The organism is Halalkalibacter lacteus, assembly GCF_036663595.1.
Lineage (GTDB): Bacteria > Bacillota > Bacilli > Bacillales > Bacillaceae_D > Halalkalibacter > Halalkalibacter lacteus.
In genome coordinates this window covers 1-25,616 of sequence record NZ_JAWRVL010000042.1, presented here as the reverse complement: position 1 = coordinate 25,616, position 25,616 = coordinate 1, and the positions used below count along the sequence as shown (strand labels likewise).

At 33.5% G+C, this 25,616-nt stretch carries 25 protein-coding genes, 1 pseudogene and 1 other annotated feature; of the genes and pseudogenes, 10 read left to right on the top strand and 16 right to left on the bottom strand.

What is annotated here, in order from left to right:
• Positions 1–1,228: 1,228 nt before the first annotated feature.
• Together SAZ04_RS19830 and SAZ04_RS19825 are read left to right on the top strand one after the other, a co-directional pair.
• Positions 1,229–2,008, top strand: a complete 780-nt coding sequence (locus SAZ04_RS19830) for a ParA family protein (protein WP_332698665.1) — start codon at positions 1,229–1,231, stop codon at positions 2,006–2,008.
• On the top strand, positions 1,998–2,468 hold the full coding sequence (locus tag SAZ04_RS19825) for a ribbon-helix-helix domain-containing protein (RefSeq protein WP_332698663.1): 471 nt from the start codon (positions 1,998–2,000) through the stop codon (positions 2,466–2,468). Before SAZ04_RS19830 ends, SAZ04_RS19825 begins: the two co-directional genes overlap by 11 nt.
• 139 nt (positions 2,469–2,607) lie before the next feature.
• Here the strand turns inward: SAZ04_RS19825 and SAZ04_RS19820 are convergent, their stop codons facing one another.
• Positions 2,608–2,862 carry a restriction endonuclease gene (locus SAZ04_RS19820; protein WP_332698661.1) on the bottom strand — a complete coding sequence of 85 codons (255 nt, stop codon included), beginning with the start codon at positions 2,860–2,862 and terminating at the stop codon, positions 2,608–2,610.
• A gap of 714 nt (positions 2,863–3,576) precedes the next feature.
• Positions 3,577–3,801: a helix-turn-helix domain-containing protein gene (locus SAZ04_RS19815; RefSeq protein WP_332698659.1), complete on the bottom strand. Its 225-nt coding sequence runs from the start codon at positions 3,799–3,801 to the stop codon at positions 3,577–3,579.
• Positions 3,802–4,014: 213 nt separating this feature from the next.
• Here SAZ04_RS19815 and SAZ04_RS19810 point away from each other — a divergent pair, with 213 nt between their 5' ends.
• From SAZ04_RS19810 to SAZ04_RS19800, 3 genes are all read left to right on the top strand, one after another.
• On the top strand, positions 4,015–4,413 hold the full coding sequence (locus SAZ04_RS19810; protein ID WP_332698657.1) for a hypothetical protein: 399 nt from the start codon (positions 4,015–4,017) through the stop codon (positions 4,411–4,413).
• Positions 4,414–4,495: 82 nt separating this feature from the next.
• Complete coding sequence (locus SAZ04_RS19805; protein ID WP_332698655.1) at positions 4,496–4,891, top strand: hypothetical protein; 396 nt, start codon at positions 4,496–4,498, stop codon at positions 4,889–4,891.
• The gene (locus SAZ04_RS19800) at positions 4,878–5,450 is read left to right on the top strand and encodes a hypothetical protein (protein ID WP_332698653.1); all 573 of its coding nucleotides are present in this window, start codon (positions 4,878–4,880) and stop codon (positions 5,448–5,450) included. Before SAZ04_RS19805 ends, SAZ04_RS19800 begins: the two co-directional genes overlap by 14 nt.
• 469 nt (positions 5,451–5,919) lie before the next feature.
• Here SAZ04_RS19800 and SAZ04_RS19795 read toward each other — a convergent pair whose 3' ends face one another.
• Positions 5,920–6,093: a hypothetical protein gene (locus SAZ04_RS19795; RefSeq protein ID WP_332698651.1), complete on the bottom strand. Its 174-nt coding sequence runs from the start codon at positions 6,091–6,093 to the stop codon at positions 5,920–5,922.
• 217 nt (positions 6,094–6,310) lie between these two features.
• Between SAZ04_RS19795 and SAZ04_RS19790 the strand changes: the two are divergent.
• Positions 6,311–6,583: pseudogene (locus SAZ04_RS19790) on the top strand (Tn3 family transposase); the annotation flags it as partial.
• A 571-nt stretch (positions 6,584–7,154) separates the two neighbouring features.
• Here SAZ04_RS19790 and argS read toward each other — a convergent pair.
• From argS to SAZ04_RS19735, 11 genes are all read right to left on the bottom strand, one after another.
• Positions 7,155–8,843: an arginine--tRNA ligase gene (gene argS / locus SAZ04_RS19785; protein ID WP_332698649.1), complete on the bottom strand. Its 1,689-nt coding sequence runs from the start codon at positions 8,841–8,843 to the stop codon at positions 7,155–7,157.
• A gap of 48 nt (positions 8,844–8,891) precedes the next feature.
• Positions 8,892–9,098, bottom strand: a binding site (T-box leader).
• Positions 9,099–9,818: 720 nt separating this feature from the next.
• Positions 9,819–10,223, bottom strand: coding sequence for a hypothetical protein (locus SAZ04_RS19780; RefSeq protein ID WP_332698647.1), 405 nt, complete (start codon positions 10,221–10,223; stop codon positions 9,819–9,821).
• Positions 10,224–10,417: 194 nt separating this feature from the next.
• Positions 10,418–10,789: a hypothetical protein gene (locus SAZ04_RS19775; RefSeq protein WP_332698645.1), complete on the bottom strand. Its 372-nt coding sequence runs from the start codon at positions 10,787–10,789 to the stop codon at positions 10,418–10,420.
• A gap of 600 nt (positions 10,790–11,389) precedes the next feature.
• Positions 11,390–11,668, bottom strand: a complete 279-nt coding sequence (locus SAZ04_RS19770; RefSeq protein WP_332698643.1) for a toxin-antitoxin system YwqK family antitoxin — start codon at positions 11,666–11,668, stop codon at positions 11,390–11,392.
• A 253-nt stretch (positions 11,669–11,921) separates the two neighbouring features.
• Entirely contained in the window at positions 11,922–12,644 is a 723-nt protein-coding gene (locus SAZ04_RS19765; protein ID WP_332698640.1) for a nucleotidyltransferase domain-containing protein, read from the bottom strand.
• Between the two features lie 236 nt (positions 12,645–12,880).
• Positions 12,881–13,660 (bottom strand): alpha/beta hydrolase, encoded by a 780-nt coding sequence (locus tag SAZ04_RS19760; RefSeq protein ID WP_332698637.1) that lies wholly within the window; start codon positions 13,658–13,660, stop codon positions 12,881–12,883.
• A gap of 158 nt (positions 13,661–13,818) precedes the next feature.
• Positions 13,819–14,226, bottom strand: a complete 408-nt coding sequence (locus tag SAZ04_RS19755; protein WP_332698634.1) for a GNAT family N-acetyltransferase — start codon at positions 14,224–14,226, stop codon at positions 13,819–13,821.
• A gap of 107 nt (positions 14,227–14,333) precedes the next feature.
• Positions 14,334–14,888, bottom strand: coding sequence for a nucleoside/nucleotide kinase family protein (locus SAZ04_RS19750; RefSeq protein ID WP_332698632.1), 555 nt, complete (start codon positions 14,886–14,888; stop codon positions 14,334–14,336).
• 88 nt (positions 14,889–14,976) lie between these two features.
• Positions 14,977–15,726 (bottom strand): 2-phosphosulfolactate phosphatase, encoded by a 750-nt coding sequence (locus SAZ04_RS19745; RefSeq protein ID WP_332698629.1) that lies wholly within the window; start codon positions 15,724–15,726, stop codon positions 14,977–14,979.
• 382 nt (positions 15,727–16,108) lie between these two features.
• On the bottom strand, positions 16,109–17,143 hold the full coding sequence (locus tag SAZ04_RS19740) for a hypothetical protein (RefSeq protein WP_332698627.1): 1,035 nt from the start codon (positions 17,141–17,143) through the stop codon (positions 16,109–16,111).
• Positions 17,077–17,934, bottom strand: a complete 858-nt coding sequence (locus SAZ04_RS19735) for a hypothetical protein (protein WP_332698625.1) — start codon at positions 17,932–17,934, stop codon at positions 17,077–17,079. The genes SAZ04_RS19740 and SAZ04_RS19735 overlap by 67 nt, the downstream gene beginning before the upstream one ends.
• A 345-nt stretch (positions 17,935–18,279) precedes the next feature.
• Between SAZ04_RS19735 and SAZ04_RS19730 the strand changes: the two genes are divergently transcribed.
• Together SAZ04_RS19730 and SAZ04_RS19725 are read left to right on the top strand one after the other, a co-directional pair.
• Positions 18,280–18,726, top strand: coding sequence for an NUDIX domain-containing protein (locus SAZ04_RS19730; protein WP_332698622.1), 447 nt, complete (start codon positions 18,280–18,282; stop codon positions 18,724–18,726).
• 38 nt (positions 18,727–18,764) lie between these two features.
• On the top strand, positions 18,765–19,607 hold the full coding sequence (locus SAZ04_RS19725) for an SPL family radical SAM protein (protein ID WP_431309036.1): 843 nt from the start codon (positions 18,765–18,767) through the stop codon (positions 19,605–19,607).
• 269 nt (positions 19,608–19,876) lie between these two features.
• Here the strand turns inward: SAZ04_RS19725 and SAZ04_RS19720 are convergent, their stop codons facing one another.
• Positions 19,877–20,251 (bottom strand): hypothetical protein, encoded by a 375-nt coding sequence (locus tag SAZ04_RS19720; protein WP_332698619.1) that lies wholly within the window; start codon positions 20,249–20,251, stop codon positions 19,877–19,879.
• Positions 20,252–20,580: 329 nt separating this feature from the next.
• Entirely contained in the window at positions 20,581–22,332 is a 1,752-nt protein-coding gene (locus SAZ04_RS19715; RefSeq protein ID WP_332698616.1) for a retron Ec67 family RNA-directed DNA polymerase/endonuclease, read from the bottom strand.
• A gap of 1,196 nt (positions 22,333–23,528) precedes the next feature.
• Here SAZ04_RS19715 and SAZ04_RS19710 point away from each other — a divergent pair.
• Entirely contained in the window at positions 23,529–24,581 is a 1,053-nt protein-coding gene (locus SAZ04_RS19710) for a hypothetical protein (RefSeq protein WP_332698613.1), read from the top strand.
• A gap of 949 nt (positions 24,582–25,530) precedes the next feature.
• Positions 25,531–25,616 (top strand): helix-turn-helix domain-containing protein (locus tag SAZ04_RS23580; RefSeq protein WP_332698667.1); only part of this gene is annotated, 86 nt, incomplete at its 3' end.

Genomic DNA, 25,616 nt, shown 5'->3' with positions numbered 1-25,616 from the left:
ACGAATGGAGTATCTTCGATACACCACCGTCTCTATCAGAACAAACCGTAATGCCCTTAAGTACATACTCAAAAGCTGAAAGTTATACAGTGGTAATGTTTGATGGGTCGATGTGAAAGACTTCCACTAGGCGTTTAGCTATTTAAGGTTTTGATGTAAACTCCGAATTTAATAAGAAAAGGTGATTTGTTCAACAATCTGGCGCAATACATGAAAAAGACGCGTCCCTAAATTTAGAAACGCGCCCTTTTGGAATAACCTTAACCATTTTCATAAAACATCTACTTTATCTTTGTCATTTCTTCTTCTAACATATCACACAGGTTGGACAAAAGATGGCTATAGTTACTTTTAATTTTTTCATAAATTAGTTTAGCTTCTTCTTCATCATAAAATTTATAATTTAAGTAAAGAAAACTTTCACATGATTGTTTAACATATACTATGACATATACCACAATATATATATCATTTTTAAAAATAATGTTAGACTTGAAATTATTGATAGTGTTAAAATTATATATAACACAATGATAAAATTATTGTTGAAGTATTTGAATATATTATTATTGAAATAGATGTTAATGTTGACTACAAAAATAATAACATTTGGAATCAGCAAGGGCATTACTTCTTATCTATTAAGCAATAAGAAAAAGGTTTTAGCCTTTGATAGGGACAATAGAATGAAACTAACTTTTTAACCGGTGAGTATGATGTATGTAACGCCTTCGAGAAAAAATATTTTAGAGACCGTCCTGAATGAAGATTATCAAAAGTTTATTAAATAACCATTTTCATCCTTTTACATAAAATAATGTTTGCATATAATTTTAAATTAAATATATAAACAACATATACAATAACATATATCTTATAATTATTGTTGTATTTGTTTTTGCTATAACTCAAAGAAAAGAAAATAATATTTCATTACATTTTTACATTGTTATTTTATTTAATTAATAGACTTCCAAACAACGTCTATAGAAAATCAATTACTCATAGCAGGATTTCTTGTTTGCTCCTAGAAATCTATTAATATATATATTTTAAAAATAATGTCCACAGTAAATTAATAGTGATGTCATCACATGCATTAACATATATGTCATCATATATGTTAATGTTAATCATTAAATTGTCATTAGTGTTTATTTATGTGTATAACACAATAATAAATTTATAGGTAACGTATTTGTATATATTATTATTGAAAGAGGTGTTAATGTTGACTGCAAAAATAATTACATTTGGGATTAGTAAGGGCGGCTGTTCTAAGTCTACCAGTAGTGGGATCACTTCTTATCTATTAAGCAAAGAGGAGAAAGTTTTAGCCATTGATATGGATGGACAAGGGAATTTAACCAACTTCCTAACCGGTGAGTATGACATATGTAACGTCTTTGAGGAAAAAACCATTTTAGAGGCCATCCTGAATGAAGATGCTCGTTCTTGTATCATCAAAATCAAAGAGAACCTGGACATGATCCCTTCCAATGATTTCCTGGCCACTTTACCAAGAAGAATGTTTGAACAGGGCCTAAAACTAGATGCGCTACAGAAAACACTCGAACCCGTTATGGAAGATTATGATTGGATTATTATCGATACACCACCGTCTCTATCAGAACAAACCGTAATGCCCTTAAGTACATACTCAGAAGCTGGCAGTTATGCCGTGATTATGTTTGATGGGTCGATGTTTGCTTATTATGCTATTCCGAAGTTCTTAGAAATCATTGAAGGGGCTAAAGAGCGGTATAACCCGACATTACAAACAGCTGGTATTTTGTTTTCCCTAATTGATGCTAGAGCTAAAGAAAACGATGTAATGCAAGAGGCCGTCGATGAAGATTATCCTAACCTGAAGTTCAATTCGATAATCAGAAGAAAGGCTGCCACCAGACGTTTAGCTATTTCGGGTTTTGATGGAAACTCTGAATTAAAAAATGCATTAGAATATTACATTCCATTTGTAAAGGAGCTGAAAGAACGTGTCCGATAAAAACAACCTTAAAGATAAGATCAAAAAACCGAATGCTACTCAGGCATTTTTTAATGCATATGACACAGATGATAATGAAGGTAACACTAATAACAAAGATGATAATAAAAAAGTAATTGAAAACAATAATAAAATAAATGATAACACTGATAACATAACTAAAAATAACAAAGATGGCATCAATGACATAGAAGATAAAACATATGTCAATAATGATAATGTTGATGTTGATGTTGATGTTGATGATGAAGATGATAGTTACCTTCGGAATCTTGCTTCAGGGAAAAAAGCTTCGAAGAAAAAACTGAAGAAAGTTTTTACCTCTTTCTATATGGATCCTGACTTGGCTTCTGAAGTCGACAAAATCGCTGCAAGAGGAGAAAAAGGGGATAAGTCTAAACTAATTAATATGGCAATTAGAAAGCTACTAGAAGGTTATGGAGTAATCGAGAAAAAATAAAGTCTAAAAAGAATTAGGTGGAAGATTCTAATTTAGAAAAATGACTTTTTTGTCCTCTTTTTTTCTTGAGAACGAGTCAACTTTGATTCCTTCTTAAAAGAGCTCCAAAACAATCTAAATAACGGGATTTCAGAACTTGTTACAACTGTTCCTGTAATGTTTCTTCAGCATGTTTGCTCCACTGATCAGTTGTAGAAATCATCATCCCACTTGAATACATGGATTTCCCGAGTTCACTAAAAAACGAGTCAATATCACGCTTTTGAAGGGTATGATCCTCTGAATAGAATTTACATTGGATAGCACAATAATAACCAAATCCAAAGGGATAAAATGGTGCAACTGTTTTGCAGATGAGCAGAAGAACGAGTCCAGGAGTAAGGTCGTCACACAAACATAAAGCCTCATTTATCGACATTCGTCAATAAATGAGGCTTACGTAGTTTCCACTATATCCATTCTTCCCAGACTCCTTTCCATTAACTCATCCAATAACCGTGTTGCCACGATTATTCTCATCCGATAGAAATCGTCTGAGACTGGCATTGAGCAGGTAATACTGATTATTCATCAGCTACCTTATCCCTTCTGCCTAACCTGTCCGGTAATTCCTTCCATCTTTCATCTTAAACCCTTTGGGTTTGACGTTGGTTAAATAGCCTTCTTATATAGAAGTTATTTAATCCAGATCGTCCTGACGATGATTTGAAATCATTACCATAAAGATCTTGGATATAGTATCAATCTCCAAGATACTGTAGTTCCTGAATGCACTCTCACTACTAATGGATCCTTGTGAGAGTTAACCTTTTCAAGAACTTTTATCTTGAGTTGATACTTGTACTATACACCATAATCTCATTATTAAAAATATTCAAATAATTCATTTTAGATTGAAATATCCTTGTTTTCCTCCTGAAATCGACCAATTTCTCTCTTTCTCTTAGTTTTTTACTTTTTCAATCAAGTGAGAAACTTCAAGTGAAAATTATCCCAATTGTGCTTTGCTATATTTAGCATGTTTATCAAGATCCATCCCTTAACGTCATTTGATTGGCAGTACCCCATTCAGTAACCCAAGAATATATAAACAAAACAATAATTTAGTTTACATATCCCAGAAATCGCTCATCTTTGCATTAGGGTCGTGCTTACGAACCGCATTTAATATCTTCTTCATTACACTTTGACTAGGAACGTATTCAGTGTCATTACACGCCTTAGAAATAGTTTTATGACTTACTTTGGAAACCTTCTCTAAATCTTTTTGTTCTAAAGATCGTTTATCTAACCACTTTCCCAATTTCGATCTTTTCTTATTTAATCCCCACATAAAGCTATTCCCTCCTGTTTTTTTAACCAGTAATGTCCAATAACGAAAAAAATATACACCTAATCTAAAAAAAGTTACACATATGGGACAAGCGGTATCTAATACCATTTATCAAAGACGTGAGAAAGCGTCTCGCTATTAGAATAGGAAGGGGGAAACCTGTTCTATTAACGTGAGTCAAGACACGTCAAAAAGACGTCAGGAGGGGTTTATATGTATAGACCTACGGTGAGATATGAGGATGTGTACAAAGAGTATGTGGAGAATGTTTTTCATGCTACCCATCTAGATCGTAGTCAAATTATAAGAGCAGCGTTATTTATTGCTGGGCACACAAAACAGTTTTCTAGAATAGTAGATCCTTATTTAAAAAGAGGCATGTCTTTACCATCTCCGTTGTGGAAAGAAGAGGATGAAGAGTTGTGGCTTAACCAAAAGACTATTGAACCAGTGGAAGTTCGGCAAGTAGTTAAAAGTAGTCGTAATGAATCTACCAGACATGTACAAAGAAGAGCGCAAGAGCAATCTACTGCTAGTCCAAAAGTGTTTAGTCCTGGTATGGGCGATGTGTCGATCCAAGTTGGGAGACGTCAGTATCCCCCACGTACTTGAAATCATACCAAGCGGACTAACAGACGGGGGGACCAGGGCTATTTGAACAAAATAGAAAAAATGAAGTGAAGGAGAGAAGGGGATGGCGTACCTAAATCCGATGCTTAATGAACAAAGACGTCCACGGAAAACTAAAATTGATCGTAAACAACGCTCTGATAAAAAGGTTGATATTCGTGTTCCCATTTCTGATGATGATCGTGAGTTTGTTTTGTGGAGTGCTAGGACTAAACGACAATCGATGACTCAATTTTGTACCGAAATTCTTCGAACACAAATTAAAAATAACAAAGAATTTCATGAGCATCCTTACATTAAATCTGAATTCATTGTTCATGTGAAAGCCGACGAGGAATTATATAGACATATCGTTAGCTTCTCAATCGAGTGGAGCTGCAGTATTAGAGAGGCAACTCATCGACTTTTAACCGATTCTATATTTTTCATTAGGGGAGGCATTCACTTTGAAGGCATTTAGTGAACGTAATCTAATCGGTCAAGAGTTAAAGTCGTCTCGTTTTATGGCGAGGATCTTCATTTCTATGAACACTGAATTAAGATTAATGCTGCCACGTGATATATATTTTAGAGCCCAGGTGTTATGTGATGATGTGTATGAGTTAACAGAGGAACGATTTAAATTAGGGCACCTTGTGGAGATGCTATGGAGTGACTTTATTGATTATGTAAGGCGAAAACAAGATATAAAAGCAACTTACAAGCTTCTTCTTGAGTATGACCAAGGAACACCTAACGTTCGATTAAACAAATATGATGAAAAAAATATAGAGGAAGTGCCTCTTTATCCAGTAAGGAAAAAACCTGTTGATGATGAGATAGAAACGTTCTTTTGTCGGATGAAAAGAAAGGAAGCGTTACGAGGAGAGGTTATGCTTTCAGATATAGCGCAGGTATTCCCTAATCACCCTTTTACACTTGAACGAGTACTGGAGATACTATTGATTGATTTTATTGTTAAGTACAGCAAGGGCGAATCTCAAGAAATAGTATATAAATTGTTACGTGATCGGGAGTGAAAATATTTCGTATAATTTCTTAACAGCAAGGGGGGCGGTGGGCTAGCATTCACCTTCCCTATTAATTTCACTCGGTACTATTTCCTCATTCATTTACCCTTTCAATTTACTTTATTCTTTAATCTATTGTTTTACCATTCTATCTTCCGACTGATCCGGAAAATTATCATAAAATTGATTCAATAAATAAGTCAGGTATGAATTCAGTTCAAATCGATCACCATTAACAAAATCAGACAAGTTTAATTTACTTTCTCTAGACATAATTTTACCCCCTTTATTTAAATTCTTTATTTTCATGATTACCAAACTATTACTCTATCCCCTTACAAGTAAGGTTTTGGTTGCCTTGATAGCAACCTTTTAGCCTTTAAGGCTAGTATTTTATCTTTTGGTCTTTTCCCCTTATTTTTGGGTTTGATTTCCCCCAAAAAAATCATGATATTTATTATCCGCTTAGCCGTTTTTTTTAAAGAATATTCGTTAGCCCCCACATGATAATTGCCGCAATCGGAATTAGAACCCATACGTTTTGCCCGAAAGTACTTGGCCTGTTAACTTTTGATTCCAAGTTATCAAGCTTTTTACTCAGTTCATCCAGCTTTTTTTCAAGCTCATATTGCTCTGTTTTTTCTTCAGTCATGGTCATCAGCCTTTCATTAGTTCTTTATCTTATCTGTATTGTCTGGTGAGGAAAAATAGACTTAGGATTAGATATTTTACTTGCAGGTAAGAAAACACGCTCTAAAAAAGTATACAGAGGGTTTTACTTTGATGATGATATATTAACCATCATTGATCGTGTTCCTAAAAACTATAAATCTGAATTAGTCAATGAATAATTAAGAAAAATATTCAAACAAGCATACCGAGAAGGTCAAGAAGATCAACTGGGTGGATTGGGGTTAGTCGTAAATGCAATTGTGGTCTGGAATACTCGTTATACGGAATCCGCACTTCAAGTTCTTCGCAATCGTGGTCACGTACTGGATGATGATGATATTGCCAGGCTTTCTCCACTTGGACATGAACATATTAACATAGTGGGGCGTTATTCATTTATACTTCCTGAAGAAATCAGAGATGGTCGATTACGCACCTTAACATACGAAGAAGATAACATAACGGAATAAAACTGAAAAGGAATCCTATCTCTTTTTACATGATAGGATTCCTAATGTCCGCTAGCATTTTATCAAGACCTAAATCGTAAAAAGTCTTAAAAAATAGAGGGTGATACATATTAGTCATGTATAATATGTATCACCCTTTTAATTCTTGTTCAACAAACGCGCCCGATTGCTGAAGATCACTAAGCTCCTATTAGCTGGTTTAGTGAAAAATCATTTATAAGAATTAGAATTAGAGCTTCGATTTCTATTTCTGTTGGCTCTAAATTCTATTGAATAATAGAACACCGCAATCACAAACAAGGTAGTTGAAAGAAACAGAACAATTCCGTTCCATTCACCACTAAAAATAGTGATATTCACAAGAGTAATCGTGTGCATTAAAGCTACAACAATGAACAAAATAGAATAAGTTTTCAAGGGAAATACACCTCCAATTACTATGCTAGTAATCATATAAACGTTATTCCACTCTTCTGCCACGTTAATTAAAATAGGAGCTGCTGTTGGACAACTCCCCTTATTTTATTCCAGGCCTATATCCAGTTCTATATTTTATTAATGACAAAAAGAGTTACATTTTATCTGGTGTTTTTATTCCCAGTAATCTCAGTCCTTCTTTTAAAACAATCGTAACTGCCTTTACTAATGCAAGTCTACTCTCTAAAAGGTTATCATCAGCTAGAACTTTGACATGGGCATAATATTTGTTGAACTCCTGAGATACATCTATAAGATATTTTGCAATTTGTGAAGGTTCATGCTGAGAAAAGCTCTTTTCAATGACAACAGGAAACTCCATGAGTCGTTTTAGAACAGACCAGCTATGACTATCTGTTAGTCCATCAACATTCAAACTTTTTTCGTTATACTTTGCTTTTTCTAAAATCGAACAAGCTCTTGCATGAGTGTATTGTACATAAGGTCCTGTCGTTCCCTCGAATCTCAACATGTCATTGAGTGAAAACTCGACATTATTTTGTCGTTCATTTTTTAAGTCATGAAAGATAATTGCGCCCACACCAACCATTTTAGCTACTTCCTCTTTGTTTTCTAGATCAGGATTTTTAGTCTCAATGCTTTGTTTTGCTAAAGCGATCGCTTCTGTAATTACCTCTTCTAAAAGCACCACTTTTCCCTTTCGAGTAGACATCTTTTTGCCATCTTTCAAAATGAAGCCAAATGGAATATGCTTCAACCCTTTAGCCCATAAATAACCCATCTTTTCTAAGACAAGAAAGACTTGTTTAAAATGTAAGCTTTGCTCGTGTCCGACTACATAAATTGCTTGCTCGAAGTTGTAATTCTCATATCTGTAAACAGCAGCAGTCAAATCTCGAGTGGCATACAACGTCGCTCCGTCCGATTTCTTGATCAAACATGGTGGTAGGTTTTCCTCCGTTAAATCAACGACTTCTGCCCCTTCGGATTCAGTAAGGAGTTGTAAAATTGTTAGCTTCTCAATTGTACGGTCCATCTTGTCATTATAAAAAGCCTCCCCTTGGTAAGAATCAAAGGTAACATCCAGTAATTCATATATTTTAAAGAACTCTTTAAGTGATTCATCTCTAAACCATTTCCAAAGAGCTTGAGCCTCTTCATTACCTTCTTCTAATTTTAAAAACCATGATCTAGCTTCGTCTTCTAGAGAAGGATTTGACTCAGCTTCAGTATGAAATTTTACATAAAGTGACAATAATTCTTCAATTGGATTTTCTTTTACATTACTCTCATTGCCCCACTTTTTATACGCGACGATTAGTTTTCCGAATTGAGTTCCCCAATCTCCTAGATGATTAATTTTTTTAACAGTGTAACCACACTTCTCTGCAATGGTTGAAATAGCATTGCCGATTACTGTTGAACGTAAATGTCCCATTGAGAAAGGTTTAGCAATGTTGGGAGAGGAAAAATCAATCACAATGTTTTTACCTTCCCCCATCTGAACAAAACCATAATTTTTGCCTTCCTTTAAAATTGTTTCTAGAATTTCTTTACTAACAGTTTGCTTATTTAGAAAACTGTTTACGTAAGGCCCATTTGCCACAACTGTTTCGAAAAGGGGATGTTGGATTTTATTCGCTAATTCCAATGCGATCGCCTGTGGAGACTTCTTTAAGATTTTAGCAAGAGAGAAACAAGGAAAAGCCAAGTCACCTTGCTCTTCAAACTTAGGCTTCTCAATTAACTGTTCAACTTCACTTTGAGAGAATGAAGGTAAATGCAATGCAATTTCTTCGGCATAAATCCTTTTTAATTTCAACTAAAACACCTTCCTTTGCTTTATAAAAATAAAAAAATCCCGCCTCCTATTAGAGACGAGATTACCCGCGGTACCACTCTTTTTGTTCATCATGAACCTTCTTACTATACTTGTAACGGTTTTAACCGGCTAAACCCTACTGTTTTCAGGCTGCTTCTCAGAAGTGCGCTTCATTATGATATGACTATTAGGCTTCCACCACCCCTAACTCGCTTTAGACATTGTCATAACTACTCTCTTCATCACAGAATTTTTTATATTTTTCATATCATAAACAATTCTTCTTGAAAAATCAACTTCTTTTACAATCCCAAATTACTCCTTCTTCTTCTTGAAGTAATCTGCCAAATAATTGAAGAAGCTTGTTCAACAATCTGGCCCTTTTCATGAAGAAAGACGCTTTCCTTATTTCAGAAAAGCGCCCGATTGTTGAAGATCATTGTAAAGTCTTATTGAAGAAAAGCACCCGTTAATTGAATAGCGGAAATAACGGATAAAACAACCAAGCATCCTCTACATAAAAAACCATTAGGAATCCAATTAAAATACCTAAACAAAGAAAAATAATGCTGTGTGTTTTGTTTTTTATCCAACCAAAAGAATATCCAATAGCCAAAGTTAATGGTATAAAGGTTAAACCAACTGTCATTTGTCCTATCGAAAACCCTGCTATAAAGCTGAAAATATAAATTGCAATGGCAGAAATCCAGTAAAATTGATACTTACCTCTAATAGCGAGAAAAGTCGACACTATCGCTATAATCAAAGCAGAAAATGCAATTAAAGAAAAAATGATTTTCTCCCCCCTTCATTACGGTGATTTTACCATAACCCTCCATATTCCTTGTTAAATAATCCTGCCCTTTAATTCAATAAGAAAAAAGAGCTGCCGATCCATATCGATCTTCAACTCTTGCCCCTTTAGTTTAAGAGAAAATTTTCACAAATGAACGGGTCAAAATTCCCCTTGAAATTTTAATATTGTTTCTTCAAATCGTTATATATCTCAATTGCTTGTTCATATAAATCATTGTTTGGCTCGATTTGATAATTTTCTTCAACATTATCATGTAGATGAAAAATCCCCTTATCATCTAAAACTAACATGCCTGAAATTTGGTCATTAAAGACAAATGTTATTGTTACTGCCTTGTCATAATTGATTTGTTGGTTGGTTTGTCCAATATATTCAATTTGATTGTATGCATCTACAAGTGACTGAACAGTTTCCTGCTCCACTTTATTATATCCACTGTACAAACTCTGTCCTAAGCCAATATCAAAATAATCCGCTTTAATTTTCTCTATATTATTAAGACTACAACCGTTTACAATTAAAAAAGCGATTACTAAGATAGAAACAAAAAATGATTTTCTCACAATCCCAATCCCCTAAGATTATATTGTTCTTTCGTTCAAGCACCCGTTACTTTAATAAGATACAAATTTACTATTCATATATTACTAAATCAACTTCATCACCTTCATAAGATAATACAACGAAATCTCCTCGTTCAAACGGGGTTTCTGTAAATGCAACCCAAAAAGAAATGGTATCATTTACCCTTATATATTTAGCTTCCTGTCCATGGAACTAACACATCTTTTACATCTGGATTATTACTTGTGAAGTAAGAAAAAGAAAAGGGGATATCTGGATTATTCGATGCTGAAAAGCCACCCTTTTTTATATCTGAACCTCCAGAGCCATCTACCCAGTCTATGCTTCTACCTGATAACTTAAATGCTTGGTATCTTAACATTTCATGGTCAGTATAGAAAACATAGACGTAATTACCTTTAACCTCGTAATGAATAATTGATTCTGAAGAAGCATTCTGAATTTGTTGTTCGATACGTTCTTCAAAACTAATTTGTTTATCGGAACAACCCATCAAAAAAAATAACATTATGCTTAAAAAAACACTTACTTTGACACAATTCATTTTTACCTCCCAATTAATTCGTCTTGTTCCACTATTCTGCCTCTATAGCATAATAAGAGCTGCCGCATTCGACAACTCCTTATTGTGTTAATGCTCCCGTTACTTCAATAAGAAAAGGCAATTCCCATTGAAAAATAAGTGTCCGTCAAATTTAACATGTCCCGAAAGAAGTCTCCCTCTTCAATCGTGTGAAGGGCGAAGCCCAACGATAAGGGGGAGATGAATTTCGGTTGGGCGGTAGCTCAAAATTTAGTATTATCATAAAATATAGCTATGATGTTCTTTGATAACTGGATATATGAGGTTGCATGGAGAAATAAAAATGTGAAAACCAAGCTGATCCTTCCATGCGTAAAATATCCAAGGTACGAAAGAACTCCGATTCTTCGGACATCTAGGGTAGGAACTACCCGAAGTAACGCTCATGGAGAAGAAAGGTTGCTTTCTTCATGGAAGTGAGAAGCTCCCACTTCAAGCGTAGCTAAGTGGTGAGTAGTTCACCTACACATTATGTTGCAATGCATCTCTATCTAATAAGGTAAAAATTATTAAGATGCTATTTCCACAATAGACAAGAAACAAAACCTATCCTATTATTTATTATTTGTTACGATTGGTGGTTTTGTATTTTTCACCTTTGCTATCATAGGTCACCCATTCACCAACAGGCTCACCCATTTCAAAATATCCTGAACGTTTTATTGTGCCATCGGGACGATACCATTCCCAATAGCCCTCTGGCTTATCTTCAATTATTTTCCCCTTTGACCATATAGTTTTTCCGTTTGCATGGTACTTTATCGTGTATCCATCAATCACTTCAAGTTTCTTTTCCTTAACATCGTTCGTGTTTATCAAGTCACATTTTTCATTTTTCATGATTTACCTCCGATAACCATTTTTTATTTTTATCTCATTTTAATGATATTGTTTTACTTTTGCACATTTAGTGTTCATTTTTTTATATAAAACTTATTCAACAATCCTGCCAGTTAGTTTAAGTGAAAACCTTCACAATATTTTATTATAAATATCCAATTTTGCTAAAAACGTTCCTCAACAATCTGGCCCTATTCATTAAGAAAGAGCGTAATTCTTATTCCAGAATTGCGCCCGATTGCTTAATAAAGTTTTATGGATTATCTTTTCCTTTTCCTAAAGAAAATCCTTCAAATAAACGCCCACCGTAGGGCTCTAAAACCTTATCTACTAATTCAACAACCTTATTTTTCTCACCTGTTATATAAAAAACATTAAAGGCTTCTACGAACTCTTCGGTAAATTTCTCATCATATTGATTCAAAGCACGTATAATCCATTTCGAAGAACCAATCCACTGACGATTAGTTCTTAAAACAAATTCGTGAACAAGATCGGCTAATGTGTTAGCTATAAATATTTCTTCAGCTCGGTTATTACTTCCTAAAAAATCATCAAGTGCATCAGTTATAAAGTATCGCTTTGTACTAACAATTTCTTCAGACCATATTTCAGGTCCCTTCTCTAATATATCTTTCGCTTCTTTTTTTATAGATTCTAAGATTCCTTCATCTCTTAAAATACTCCCTTCAGAAATCATTCTTGGCATAGAAGGCTTTGCAGCTTTGCAATCCATTTGGATAAAATATTTGTATGAAGTTAAATTATGGGCAAAAACCTCTATTGCCCATCCAAAGTCAAACATAGACTCTCTATATGATGAAGTAAGTCTTTTATCAAAAATGACAATATCAAGATCAGAAGTTTCTGTTGCCTCTCCCCTAACTACACTTCCTGCTAATAAAGCCCCTTGGCAATTTGGAAAGTGCTTATCAATAAATTGTTTCGCTGCTACAACTGGATCAAATCTTTTCATTCACTTCACCTCTAACAAACTTTTCATTTCCAATATTACTTCGTCAATAAAAAGAAAACCCCTATTTAAAGAGGAAATTTATTCTAACTTTTATTTGAATATACTGCCCACTTGCTGTATTAAAAAGGCGTTCCTTCTTATTGAAGAAACGCGCCCGATTGTTGAAGATCAAAGGCTGTTGAAGTTGGCTTGTTTGTACTTATTGAACTCTAGCATTCGTTGAAGAAGGCCTTATATTATTGGTTTATATATAAGTATTGAAGAATGTCAGGAAACCGTTCTCGCCAAGCACCTTCATTATGGATTGCACCATCAATAATTTTAAACTGGTAATCGATATTCTTCTCATCAATTACATTCTTAAAAGAAACATTAGAGTTAACATAAACATCCGAACCAAATGTGGCTGTTTGTTCTTTCGTTCCTACATCAAAGTAAAACTTTTTTATATCTGATAAATCACTTTTTTTAGCAAAATCTTCTATTTCTTTTTGACTTAACCAATAAGCATTAGAAAGTGCAGCTACTCTTTTAAATATAGACGGATATTTACACATTGCATAAGTAGAAATAATTCCTCCTGATGAACTTCCTGCGATTGCCGTATCATCTACTATTGTCTTGTACTTATCATCGATATATGGCTTTAATTCTTCTACGATAAAATCAATATATTGTTCTCCTTCTCCACCTAAATCAATTGATTCATCTATGGATAAACCTCTATTTATGCTTTTTTCACTTACCCAAGGACCGTATTCATCAAATCGTTTTGTCCCTTCTGAGTTACAATCAATACCAACAACAATAAGTTCTAGACCACTTTCCTCAAGACAATCAGCAATTCTCCAACTAGAACCAAAAAATGAGTCTTCATCTCTATACAAGTTCTGTCCATCATGCATATATAAGACTGGATAATTTTTATTAGAACTCTCATACCTTTTTGGAAGACAAACTCTTATCAATCTTTCTCTGTTTAGTCCTGAAATATTAATTGTAAATTTTTCAATCATGTCTTCGTTCCTTCCTAACCTTTGTATATTACTTACATACCTTCGCCTTTTTTTTTACGAAAACCTCTTATTAAAACATAAGTTCTTCAACTAAATGGTCCTTTACATAAATAAGGCACTTTCCTTGTTACAGAAAAGCGCCTTATAATGTAAGAAGCTCAAATATAAAATTCACACAAAAATCGTTCAACACCCGGGTATTTTTCCCCAAGACTAGTTATTTCAAATCCGTAGCTTCGATAAAACTCAACTGCATCTTTGTCCGTCTCCGCAATAACAAAAGTTAACTCATGTTTTTCAATAACATACTTAATCATTTTACTGGCTATTCCATTTCCTCTTTCAGTTGGTGATACGGAGATATGTTTTATTTCACATTTTTCGGGACTGATTAACTCTATACCTACGCACCCAACTGTTTCTCCTTCAAATTTAATTTCATATAACTTTCGAATTTGTGATTTTATGTATTTCTCATATTCTTGATTAATTTTATCTTCAGAAGTGGCATAGGATAGTAGTTCTTTTATTGATTTACTAATGGTTTTTGAAACAATCTCATTCAAAGACAGCCTGCCTCCTATTTCAGCTTAAAGTTAGCTAACGTTAATTAAACAACTGCCCCAATGTTTGAACGCAGTGTGAATAGAAGCTCCTAACTAAATTGAATAAGTCACAAGCTCCTGTTTCTTATTTCTTCTATTATTCGACCAATAATTAAAGTCGTAGGTAATGAACCATCAATGACAATATCTGAATTGGGTTTTACTGACCTTTCCAATTCTAAATATGCCGTCCTTCCGCGAGATAAATAATTACTTAAATCATTTCGTACATCGTGAATTGGATTCTCGGTAAAATCCCTTAGTATACGTCTCGCCATCGCAATATCCAAAGGTGTATCAATATATATAGTAAAGTCAATATATTCACGCATTTTGCTGTTCAAATATGAAAAAGGATAATCTAGCAAGATATAATTAAGAGATTGAATATGATTATTAAGAAGGAACTGAATATCTTTAATTAATGGGGACAGATTCCATTCATTGTAGTCTGCTCCTTTATCAACCCATTTACAAATATCATCTGGACAATCTTCAAATTCATAACTATCAAAATACAAAGCTTTAGAATTATATAATTTATTCAACAATTGTTTTGTTATCGTGGTCTTTCCTCCTCCAGAAACAGCTGTGATAGTGATCACTCGTGGTTTTCGATTCATAATTAACCTCCAGAATTAATTAAATACATGTATTACCACAGTTTGTATAACCATACGCTTTTCGTCAGTTGAAGAAAGGTTTTGCTTTTTAAGGGGCAGCAACAAAATGATCTTTATATAAAATTGGTACTGTTTGATAAACATTTAAACGACCACAATGCTTTACATCTCCTTCAAATCCACGTTCTCGTAATTCTCTACCACTCCCACATTCCCAAATCAATTCATTTATTCTGGGTTTTGCATTATGAAACGCGCCAATACAAACTTCAGTCTCAGGTGACCTTTCACCATCTAAGTAAGAAAGAATAGCACCAGCACCTAAATAATCTTCAATTGATGGACGAAGAGTATCTTCATTCTCTCTAACGTCACTCCATTGTTCACCACAAGGAACAACCGTTATATTTACTTTAGTTTCTAATTTTAATCGATTGGCAACTGAAGCAACTGATGATGCATTTATTAACGAACCGATTAAAAGAGCCGGTACCTTTGAAGAAATCCATGTACAAAATGCTCCATTAAGCGAGGACATAACGTACTTCTTTTTAGAATGTTCTTTGTTAAATGATACGGGAGACAAAGTTGGTTTTCCTATTTTAGCAGCTTCAGCTCTTCCTAAAATAAATTCAGCACCAACTTTTTTTGCGTACTCGCTCCCATCCAAATTTGGAGGATAAGGATATATTCTTGCACCATATCTTAAAGCTGAAATAACAGTGGAAGAAAAACTTAGAACATCAACGATTATAACAATATCCTCTCTTTCGGCTGCTTCTCGTGCCCCACGTCTTCCCCATTCAATTCGAATATCATATGGAGATTGATTAAACAATATAAAATCATCCTTTCATTCGTTTTTATAGGTTCTATGTGATTGATTATAAATTAGAAAAAAAAATAAATATAGACTTATTATTCTGAAAATTATATAATTGTGATTGAAGTCTATAAAAAACACTCTCTTTTCAAAAAAGAGAGTGTTTTTTTGCTTATATCATATCTAACAATTTAATAAATACCTTCTTTAACTATCCTGCCCTTCGCTCAATAAGCCTTACTCCACTAAATGGCCCTATTCATGAAGAAAGACGCTTTCCTTATTTCAGAAAAGCGCCCTATAAATGGAATAACTAAAATAACACGAATGTAAATAGCTTATCATTCTTCAATTAATACAACCCACTTAACAAGCTAATGTATTATTTAAAGAACATCTATTCCAAATAACCGAACTCCTTTAATTGCTTATATCTATTAACAGCAAGGATACCTTTCCAATATCTTTTAGCTACTTCAAAATTTTCTGGATAACTCCCCCAACTCCACGAAATGTCCCAAATTCCTTCTTCAGACATTTGTTCAATATACAGATCCAAATTTTTTTCAACCAGTGTACCAAACCTTTCACAAAGTGGATTATCGGGATTATCAATAAAATCTAATGGAAGAGCTCTATATCCTTCTGTCCAAGTAGATACATCCTTATCAACGCATTGCTCGGCGAGCATCATTATTTTTTGTGAAACGCTTTCCAACGAATATTGAAGCTTTGCCTCAAAAGTAGATTTATAATTTTTTATTATTTTAATTAATTGCTGAAAGTTGTTGATTTCATGCTTATCCATATTACTCTTATTCATTAAATAATTTACTGCTTTGTCTATTGAATTCCACCCTATTTCAGCTGCTTTACTTTGATTTGGAGACCAATGTACAAGAAAAGCAGCGAGTTCTACACTGGGATTATACATCCAATTTTCTTGAACGCCCTCTTGCCAATGCCACCAAGGGGCATGAGGATATTCATTATTCTCAGGTAGTACTGAATCCCACATTCCTTTGTCAATATGATATGTATGTACCAAATAAGAAATCATTGAATTAACCATTGGATCATTTTTATCGGCACCGATTTCCATCAAAATTTGCCCTGCTGCCCATGTAGCCATTGGAGATGAGCTTGGTAACCAAAAATCAGGTTCAATCCCATTACCAAAGCCACCATCCTCATTTTGATATACTTTTAACTGAGTTAAAATATTTTCCTTACTACCATGTTCAAACTCAAATTCAAACCTGCAACGTTCTAATTCTCTTGCTTTTGACTTTATGAATCCTTTTGCTTTTTTAAACTGATCCTTAGAAATTTTGTTCATTTTAATATTAACTCCTTTCTTCAAGATTAACTCACAATCATATGATGGTTTTTTAGTGTTCTTAAAACCTCCATTGTTACTATGCTTTTCCATTCAATTTCTCCCGAACCAGCTTCCCAATTTAAAATGAAATTACCCTCAAGATCCTGAGTGAGGATTTCATTTTCTAAACATGAAATAACATAATTATTTATTAAAGGAAATAATGGGCTATTAGGAGTAGGGGAATACCAAAATGGTTTTGCACAATATTCGTTTGCCCATACTTCCTGTCTAGTTTCAATTATTTCGAATATAATCTGTCTTACCTTATTTAAAATTATATCTTTATTTGGTTCTTCCAATCTTTCTGCTAAACGTAAGAAACAAAGAGTTGCAAACCACCCGTCTTTATTTAACAAAGGTAATTTCTTCATTGCTACTTCTGTAACTTCCATTAGGAAATTATTTGAAACCAGTTCTTTATAATCATATAAATATCCTATCAACTCTGCACACGGGTTTGCCCATTTATCATTTAACATAATAGATTCAACAGGGGAAATTGTTGGATTTGGATGCCAGTATTTAAGCTTATAATCATAGGAGTTTACAATAAATTCAATTCCCTTTCGAACAATTGGATCGCTGCTACTGGCATTAATTTCGTGAAGAATGTGAAAAGCCATATTGGTATCCATGGCATTTTCTTTAACCCTATCTCCTTCACCTAAATCTTTAAATCCACCATTTTCCCCTTGGTACTTAGATAACTCATATATTACAGATTCCGAGGTTCCATCTTCAAAATGATATTTAAATAATTCACGTTCTAACTTCCTACCTTTATTCATTAAATAATCTCTAGCTTTATTTAACTTCTCTTTAGAAAAACTTATAGCCAAATGATTCACCCCCGATTACATATTTGCATATCTGTAAAATAATTCTATAACTCTCACTGGACTCCTTTTTAAATATCGATCTCCTAAGAAGTTTTACTCATACAGATAGGTAAGGGTTTGAAAGTTATCGCTCCCTTTTCCCCCTGTTCACACCGTACATTCCATTAAAGGGCCATTTAATGGAGGAAGAATCTAAAGATAAATTGAATACTTATGGTATTGCTAGTATTGTGTTTGTGAAAGATTGTACTTAAATTATAGTGGCAGTTTACTTTAAGAAGGAATTTCAAGTATTTATCTTGAATAGTCTTCATTTAAACCTCAAATCACAAGGAGAGAGTTGTTTTGAAAAAGCCACTGTTACGAGCAGAAGGAATAATAATAAACAAAGATAGAACAAAAATACTTGTGCAATGCGATCTAGAGGAAAGTTTTTATCGTTTCCCTGGTGGGGGTATTAAATTTGGTGAAACAGCATCAGAAGCAATTAAAAGAGAATTAATTGAGGAATTTGATTTGCAAATAGGTGTCGGTGATCTGGCTTGTATCAATGAGAGTATTGTTGAGTATGAAGGAAAAAGAAGACACGACTGCACCTTAATTCATTGGTGTACAGGTGGAAACAAAGTAATAGAACCGATAATACATAATGAAAGACCAGAGGTACAATTGACTTGGTGCACCATAGAACAATTAAAGCAAAAACCAACTTATCCAGAAGGGATTTTAGAATTTATCACCTCTGGAAATGATGAGATTAAACACCTTGTAGTTAAAAAAAGTTATAAATGATTAAAACTATCTATCTTATAAAATACCCTTGTTAAAAAGTGTGGTGTATTTACATTAATCAAATAAATATTGCTTATAAAAATCCTAAAAAGATATTAACCCCTACTAGTGGATTTTTATATGAATATAGTCATTCATTAAATCCTTATGCAGGTTGCTCATTTGCTTGTTCTTACTGCTATGTGAGACAGAGCCCTATTGGTCTTTTTAGAAAACAAGAGTGGGGAACATGGATCGATGTTAAACAAGAAGTTAAAGAAAAAATAGTAAAAGAAATAGGAAATCTAAAGAAAAAGAAGAAAAAAGTCACTATCTTCATGTCATCGAGTACGGATCCATATCAACCGATAGAATATAAAGATAAAATTACCAGATCTTTACTTGAAGGAATGATAGATATGCCACCAGACTTCTTGTTTATTCAAACAAGAAGTCCCCTAGTTACAAGAGATATTGACTTATTCTTGCAATTGAAAAATAGGTTAAGAATTAGCATGACAGTTGAAACAGATAATGAATTAATTCGTAAAAAGTTTTCTCCTTATGCCCCTCCAATTCAAGCAAGGCTTAAAGCAATTAGTCAACTGCGAGATAATCATTTACCTGTACAAATAGCAGTAGCACCTGTTTTACCGTTTTCAAAAAAGTTTCCTGAGACACTCTCTAAAGTTGTTGATCGTATTGTTATAGATGATTTCTATACAGGTGATGGAAGCCAAGGAAAAAGAACTGAAAAACTTAAAATTAAAGAGTTATATGATGAGAAAGATGTTGAAATGTGGTATGGAGAAAACACGCATTTACTAACTGTGGAAAAACTAAAAGAACACTTTACAACAGATCAAATCTTAATAAGTCAAGAAGGATTCAAGCCTTATTAGTATAGTTGCTATCATTGTTGATGATACATTACCAGTATCTGGAATCTAGAGTGGAATATCCAAAAGTATTTCTAATCGATTTGGATAGTTTATATAATGGAAACGTTATTGTGCAAACGGGTGCTTTCCCCTATAATAACGATCTTCCGCAATCGGGTGCTTTAACGGAAGATCATTGCAAAGCGCTTATAACAGAACTTGTCGCGCCTAACCGTTACTTTAATAAAAAAAGCGATACTCCCTTACAAAGTATCACCTTTATAATTCAATTATTGGTCGCTTAATGTTATTTCTTCAGTATTTCCATCCCATTCGATAGTAGTGATAATCTCATTGGCTTTTTTCACAACCATATCATTGGGGTTTTCTTCTACATCAAATACAAATTTCCCATCCTCATTTAACTCTGCACCACTTGATTTAAATCCAAAATTCCCAGCATGAACACCTGCATTAAATAACCCAATTGATTGCATATCAGACCCTATATAACTCAATACGAACCCTTCAACTTTACCATCTGAAGCTGTATTGAGTTTAGCTTTCCAATTATCACTCTCTCCAATAAAACTTTTGGGCTCTGAATTACAGGCAGACATGATTGATAAACTTAGCAACAAACAAATAAATAATCTTTTGTACATAAGTATTTCCCCCTTCTTTATTAAGGGATGTCCAAAATAGGATAAATATTACAATGAAATTATTAAAGTAAACTGCCTTAGTTGAACAACGAAAGCAATGCCTTATTTAAGCATCGCACCCTATTGTTTAAGGAGATTATTTCACAATCTCTAATATACTTTCAGTTATTACAGGAATGCTGCCCCGTTAGCGACATAAGAAAAAATGGACCTCACGATAGTGAAGTCCATTTATATGCTGCTTAAAGTCGATTTTCACAAATTGGATTTATGTTTTTGAGTAGTGATAAACCTCATTACAAATATAGTGCCAATCTATTATTAATATTTTAAATTTCTAAAGGCACTTTGTCCGCACTACTCTTATCTATATTTTTTGCTTCTAGATCATGCCCTGTATCTACAAGCCCCTTCGTGTATATGTCTATTATATTGTTTATGTTATCTAAAACCGATCTAAATTCATTAAAGTTAATATCGGAATAGTTATTTAAAATATACTTAGAGAACATTTCTTTGCCATAGTATTTCGAGACATCATAATTATCCTTTTTTGTAAAATTTCTTCCATCAATTTTATGCGAAAGGGTAATGTTTTCAAATAAGTCTTCTATATCACATTCGGACTTCCCACCAATTAGAGGTACAGTTAAAAGGTATAAATTATCAATAATATCAACCATGTATTTATTTTCTAAAATGCCCCTTTTTTTATCATCAAGCTTCGCATGGTTAAGAAATGTACCTATAGGTTTTTTTCTCCCACTCTTAATCTCATTATCGAACATTAAAATCACGGGGTTTTTTGGTAAAGTGTTGCTTATCTTTTTAAAATAACTCAAATAATTAGGAGCGGGTTTCTTAGAATCAAAGAAATTATATATATTATTTAGTGCACTGCCCCCATCCTTGTAAATTCCCAGAAAGTATCCTAATCTCTTTGTTTTCTGTAGAAAAGATACTTTAAACTCAAATGTTCCATCGCTATTTTTAGTAATTAAATTAGGATATTCGTTGTAGAGATTTTTTAAAGCTGATTTTAAATAAGCAATATCCGTTTTACCTTCCGTCACAATTAGTGGCTTGGGATTAGCAAAAAAGTATTTATAAAATAGAAACTTTTGATATTGAAGTTCTCTCGAACTTAAATTATAAAAATTATGATTGCCACCATCTATTTTGTTATTGTACCAAGTTAGTTGATTTATAAAGGCAAATCTTCCTTCTAATTGATTAAGGGTGGCGGGTTCACCATTAATCTCGAAAGTTCCTTGTTTATAGAGTTGATGAGCCATTGCCCTAGTCTCTTTGTAATAAATTCTATTTACGTTTATTTTCTTATTAACAACAAGTCCAGTTACCACCTGTCTGGAATCCCTAAGTTGCAGCCTTTTCTTCTTTTCATTAATTTTAAATCCAGCTCGTATTAACTCTTTAGATATTTTTTTATAAAATTCCGTTTGTAGATCTAGGGAATTTTTATCATTAGTCGAAAATGTTAAGTCATCTGCATAACGTGTATAATCCAATTTATATTTTTTTGCAATTTTCAATATTCTGTGGTCAAGTATCTCACAAATTAAGTTCGAGATGATTGGAGAACTTGGAGCTCCTTGAGGTAGTTTTCCTTCATAACATGATATTTGTGCTATAACTGTAGCTACTTCAATAGGTAGTAAGAAATTATTATTCTTAATAAAGAAACCCCTGACACGACCAAAATGAAAACTTTCAAAAAAGTTCTCTAAATCAATATTCAAAACCAATCTTTTATTCCGATGAATTTTTGCGTTTGTTATAATGCTCTTGTTTTTTTCAAATGCATGAGAGATATTATTTTTTTTCTCCCGCTTCTTTTTCTTATGCTTATACAAAGCTTTTGCAAGTTTTCGTTGAATGTCTTTGAGTTCTTCTGACGGAGCATTAATTTTACGAATGCCACCATTTTTCTTATGTATTTCAAACGAAGTGTATAAATTATTAATGCCTTTTACATACAATACGTAACTAAGCTGTTTCCTAGGAACATTTAGAAAATCTGCAAGTTCATTTCGTGTTTTTATATCGTGAAATTCCCTCATATAAAACTCCCCCATAAATAAACGTGTGGCTACTCATTATGCGGTGAAAATCGAATACATCGGCAAATACCAACATGGTAAATATTAAGAATAGGAGAAGCTAATGTTCCCACCATTTTTGTCAACACTTGCGAAACACAAGCGAAAAAATCTAGCCACACGCTTATAAAATTATACACTATTTTTTTAAAACTTAAATAAATAAATAAATAACAATATGAATCTTGCATCCTATGGGAATTAAAGAAGTTAGCTGTGGAAGCAGATGCTTTAGTAGAAAATCCTATAAGAAGAAATGAGTAGGTCAGAACTTTACAACGTGACAATTACTCCAATAACTTTACATCAGTATCAGTTGGATAGGCGTCATTTATTACGTTGCTTTTTAGTTTTGAATATTTTTGTTACACATTTACCAAACAGTCTGATCAAAGTATATGGTTACTTGTTCCATTAACCTGCCAGTAACTTTAAGTACAATCCTTCACAATATCTAATTATTTTAACATAAATATCAAATTTAACTGCCGAATGTTATTCAATTATATGGCCCGATTGCGGAACAAAAAAGTCCTGCATATCATACAGGACTTTTAATCAAACTTTATTTTAAATTATCAATCTTTTTTATAAATTATCGAACTTTTTTACAAATTATCAAACTTTATTTTAAATCAACAGCGATTTCTTGTAGGGCTTATTGGAGATAGAAAGCGTTGTAATTCTTGTGCGAAAGGTGTCAGTTCACTGGAGTTGATAGGATTCATAAAAAACACCATCCTTCTCGTAAACTTCTTACGATAAGCATAGCGTTTTTTCGTTTTTTGGGGTTTTGTTTTAACTTAGCTTGATGGGTATGGGGTACTACCCCCTTTTCCAATATTACAAGCTTGAGATATAAGTAACGCACAAACACTTATTGGGGTACGGAAACGATTCTGGATTTCAGGGGCCACTATGGAAAAACAAAACCAAAAATTAAAAATTAGATGTTTAATGTTAATAAAGTTGTTCCAGAAAAGGGCCAGATTATGGGTGGAGTAATAAATTGTAATTGGAGGTTAATTTAGTAAGGAAACAATGGTAAAATTAGCAAGAATCTTTTTAGAAGGTTAATCCAATTAATTAAAAGGGTTACTATATCTTGGAGTATGACATTTAAATTTTTATTATGAAAATGCTTTAGGGAGGGTGAAATGGAACCGAAAATAAATATCAATAATTCAACACATTTTTCCTGGCTGTCGCGTTGGCCGCAGTGGACTGGGTATGCAGCTGCTCTATGGTCTCTACTATACGGGTTACTCGGGCTGTACTGGTTATTAGGTGGCAACGGATTTCCTTTCGGTAAAAACGATTTACGGGCAGAAATGATGGGATCATTTTTATCAAATCTTAATGTTGATGTCGGGGGACCAGTCATTGCCATAGCTGGATTGGTAGGTACAGTGGTAGCTATTGCGATGAAAATGACATGGGGAAGTCGTTTTCCTCGTGCAATATTTCTCTCCTATGCTTGGATAATGAGTGTGACGCTTATATTTATAGTTCCAGATTCACGAATTGTGCAGAACTTTGCTTATTTGTTTTTGCTTCACTTTGATCTGCTAGATTGGAGAGTTATTAATCAAGTTTTTTGTATAGTTGGTGGGTTCATATGGGGCGCTTCTGCAATAGCATATTTTCGTCTTACACAGAATGCTTGTGGCAATTGTGGCAGGAATGAGGCTACAGAAGGATCATCAGCAAAAGCAACAGCAAAGTGGGGAAAGTGGTTTACCTATTTAGCTGTTATTATGGCATTGCCATACGGTATTGTCCGATGGGCGTGGGCGTTAGGAATTCCTTTGGGGACAAACAACTCATCAATGGTTGGGAATGAAGACAATGTAATAGTTGAAGCCATACTGGGAGGATTATGTATTGGCGGTGGAATTCTAACTCTTGGACTTATTCAGAGATGGGGAGTGATTTTTCCACGGTGGTGTTTTTTTCTAGCAGGTAAACAAATTCCAATATGGTTTGTTATGGTTCCTGCAATGTTGATGTCGGCTATTATCACGATAACGGGGCTAAAGCTCAGTCCACAAATCATATTTATGATGGTTAATGGCTCAATTACCAATGAAAATTGGGGACAATTTGTTCCTTTTTTGTTCTGGTTGCCATGGGGAATATCTCTAGGGATAGCAATTTTAGCCTATTATTTAAAAAGGCGGGGACGATGCAAGCATTGTGGTAAACTTTAACTCATCATTTTAATGGTCATTTAACATAAATAAAACCCAATGTGGCGAATTTAGATTACTTATAGATTGTATACATGAGAGTTTTTATTTTCCTTCACTTTACTATTCGTTGATATTCAACGAAGGGCGCGATTGTGTAGCAACACAGGTAGAAAATGATTAAACTAAAAAAACGATTCAATAGAATATATTAAGAGCGTGTTTTGATCAAACTTTTTTTCAAAACACGCTCTTTCTTTTTGTTTGTTTATCAAGGTTATTAGTATCAATTTGATAGACTTTATTCCAAAGCTACATTTAAAGCAACATTTTTGATCTTTAAACACCAGTTGATTTTTATAAATGATAAATCGCCTAAAAATCAATATGAAATAGCAGTAAGACCTCTTAAACACCAAATTCCAATCGAGGATAAGGTCGTTGAAGTGTTTAACCTAAATAACGGAAGTAAAGCTAAATTTATTAACATATCAGAATCGTTTGAAGCTCTCGTCTTTGAGAGAGCTAATTGGCAATGTAGGCTTAGTATAAATAAAAGAATTTCCGATAAGATCTCTCCTGAAATGTTAGTTGAGATAGCAAATTCAATTGATTATCCAAGTAAAAAGAAAAATCCATTAGAATGAACAGTATTGTTTATCAATTAACCAGTGCGATTACAAAGGGGTAATCGCATTTCTTATTAAACTAACCTGCATTAATTTAATAGTAAATAAAAAAAACCTGTAGCTATGATTACTATGTAATCTATGTTACAGGCTTTAGATAACGGTAGTTTATTGACGCTATAAACGTTTATTTGTTTTAGTTTGTTTAAATTTATCATTAACGACAGAAGACTCCCTCTTCAATCGCGAGAAGGGTTTAGCCCAGTGATAAGGGGGAGAGGAATGTCGATTGGCGATAGCCAAAACAAACTCACTGCGTTATAATAAGAACGTATGTTCTCATGGGGAGAGGTGAAATCATGCTAGTGAAGAAGGCTTTTAAGTTCCGTATCTTCCCGAATGAAAAACAAATTGAGCTGATAAATAA

Excerpts from the sequence above, each read along its gene's own strand:
- SAZ04_RS19830 (WP_332698665.1), top strand. The coding sequence starts at position 1,229 with ATGTTGACTGCAAAAATAATTACATTTGGGATTAGTAAGGGCGGCTGT.
- SAZ04_RS19815 (WP_332698659.1), bottom strand. The coding sequence starts at position 3,801 with ATGTGGGGATTAAATAAGAAAAGATCGAAATTGGGAAAGTGGTTAGAT.
- SAZ04_RS19810 (WP_332698657.1), top strand. The coding sequence starts at position 4,015 with ATGTATAGACCTACGGTGAGATATGAGGATGTGTACAAAGAGTATGTG.
- SAZ04_RS19805 (WP_332698655.1), top strand. The coding sequence starts at position 4,496 with ATGGCGTACCTAAATCCGATGCTTAATGAACAAAGACGTCCACGGAAA.
- SAZ04_RS19795 (WP_332698651.1), bottom strand. The coding sequence starts at position 6,093 with ATGACTGAAGAAAAAACAGAGCAATATGAGCTTGAAAAAAAGCTGGAT.
- SAZ04_RS19775 (WP_332698645.1), bottom strand. The coding sequence starts at position 10,789 with ATGAATTGTGTCAAAGTAAGTGTTTTTTTAAGCATAATGTTATTTTTT.
- SAZ04_RS19770 (WP_332698643.1), bottom strand. The coding sequence starts at position 11,668 with ATGAAAAATGAAAAATGTGACTTGATAAACACGAACGATGTTAAGGAA.
- SAZ04_RS19765 (WP_332698640.1), bottom strand. The coding sequence starts at position 12,644 with ATGAAAAGATTTGATCCAGTTGTAGCAGCGAAACAATTTATTGATAAG.
- SAZ04_RS19760 (WP_332698637.1), bottom strand. The coding sequence starts at position 13,660 with ATGATTGAAAAATTTACAATTAATATTTCAGGACTAAACAGAGAAAGA.
- SAZ04_RS19750 (WP_332698632.1), bottom strand. The coding sequence starts at position 14,888 with ATGAATCGAAAACCACGAGTGATCACTATCACAGCTGTTTCTGGAGGA.
- SAZ04_RS19740 (WP_332698627.1), bottom strand. The coding sequence starts at position 17,143 with ATGGAAAAGCATAGTAACAATGGAGGTTTTAAGAACACTAAAAAACCA.
- SAZ04_RS19720 (WP_332698619.1), bottom strand. The coding sequence starts at position 20,251 with ATGTACAAAAGATTATTTATTTGTTTGTTGCTAAGTTTATCAATCATG.
- SAZ04_RS19715 (WP_332698616.1), bottom strand. The coding sequence starts at position 22,332 with ATGAGGGAATTTCACGATATAAAAACACGAAATGAACTTGCAGATTTT.
- SAZ04_RS19710 (WP_332698613.1), top strand. The coding sequence starts at position 23,529 with ATGGAACCGAAAATAAATATCAATAATTCAACACATTTTTCCTGGCTG.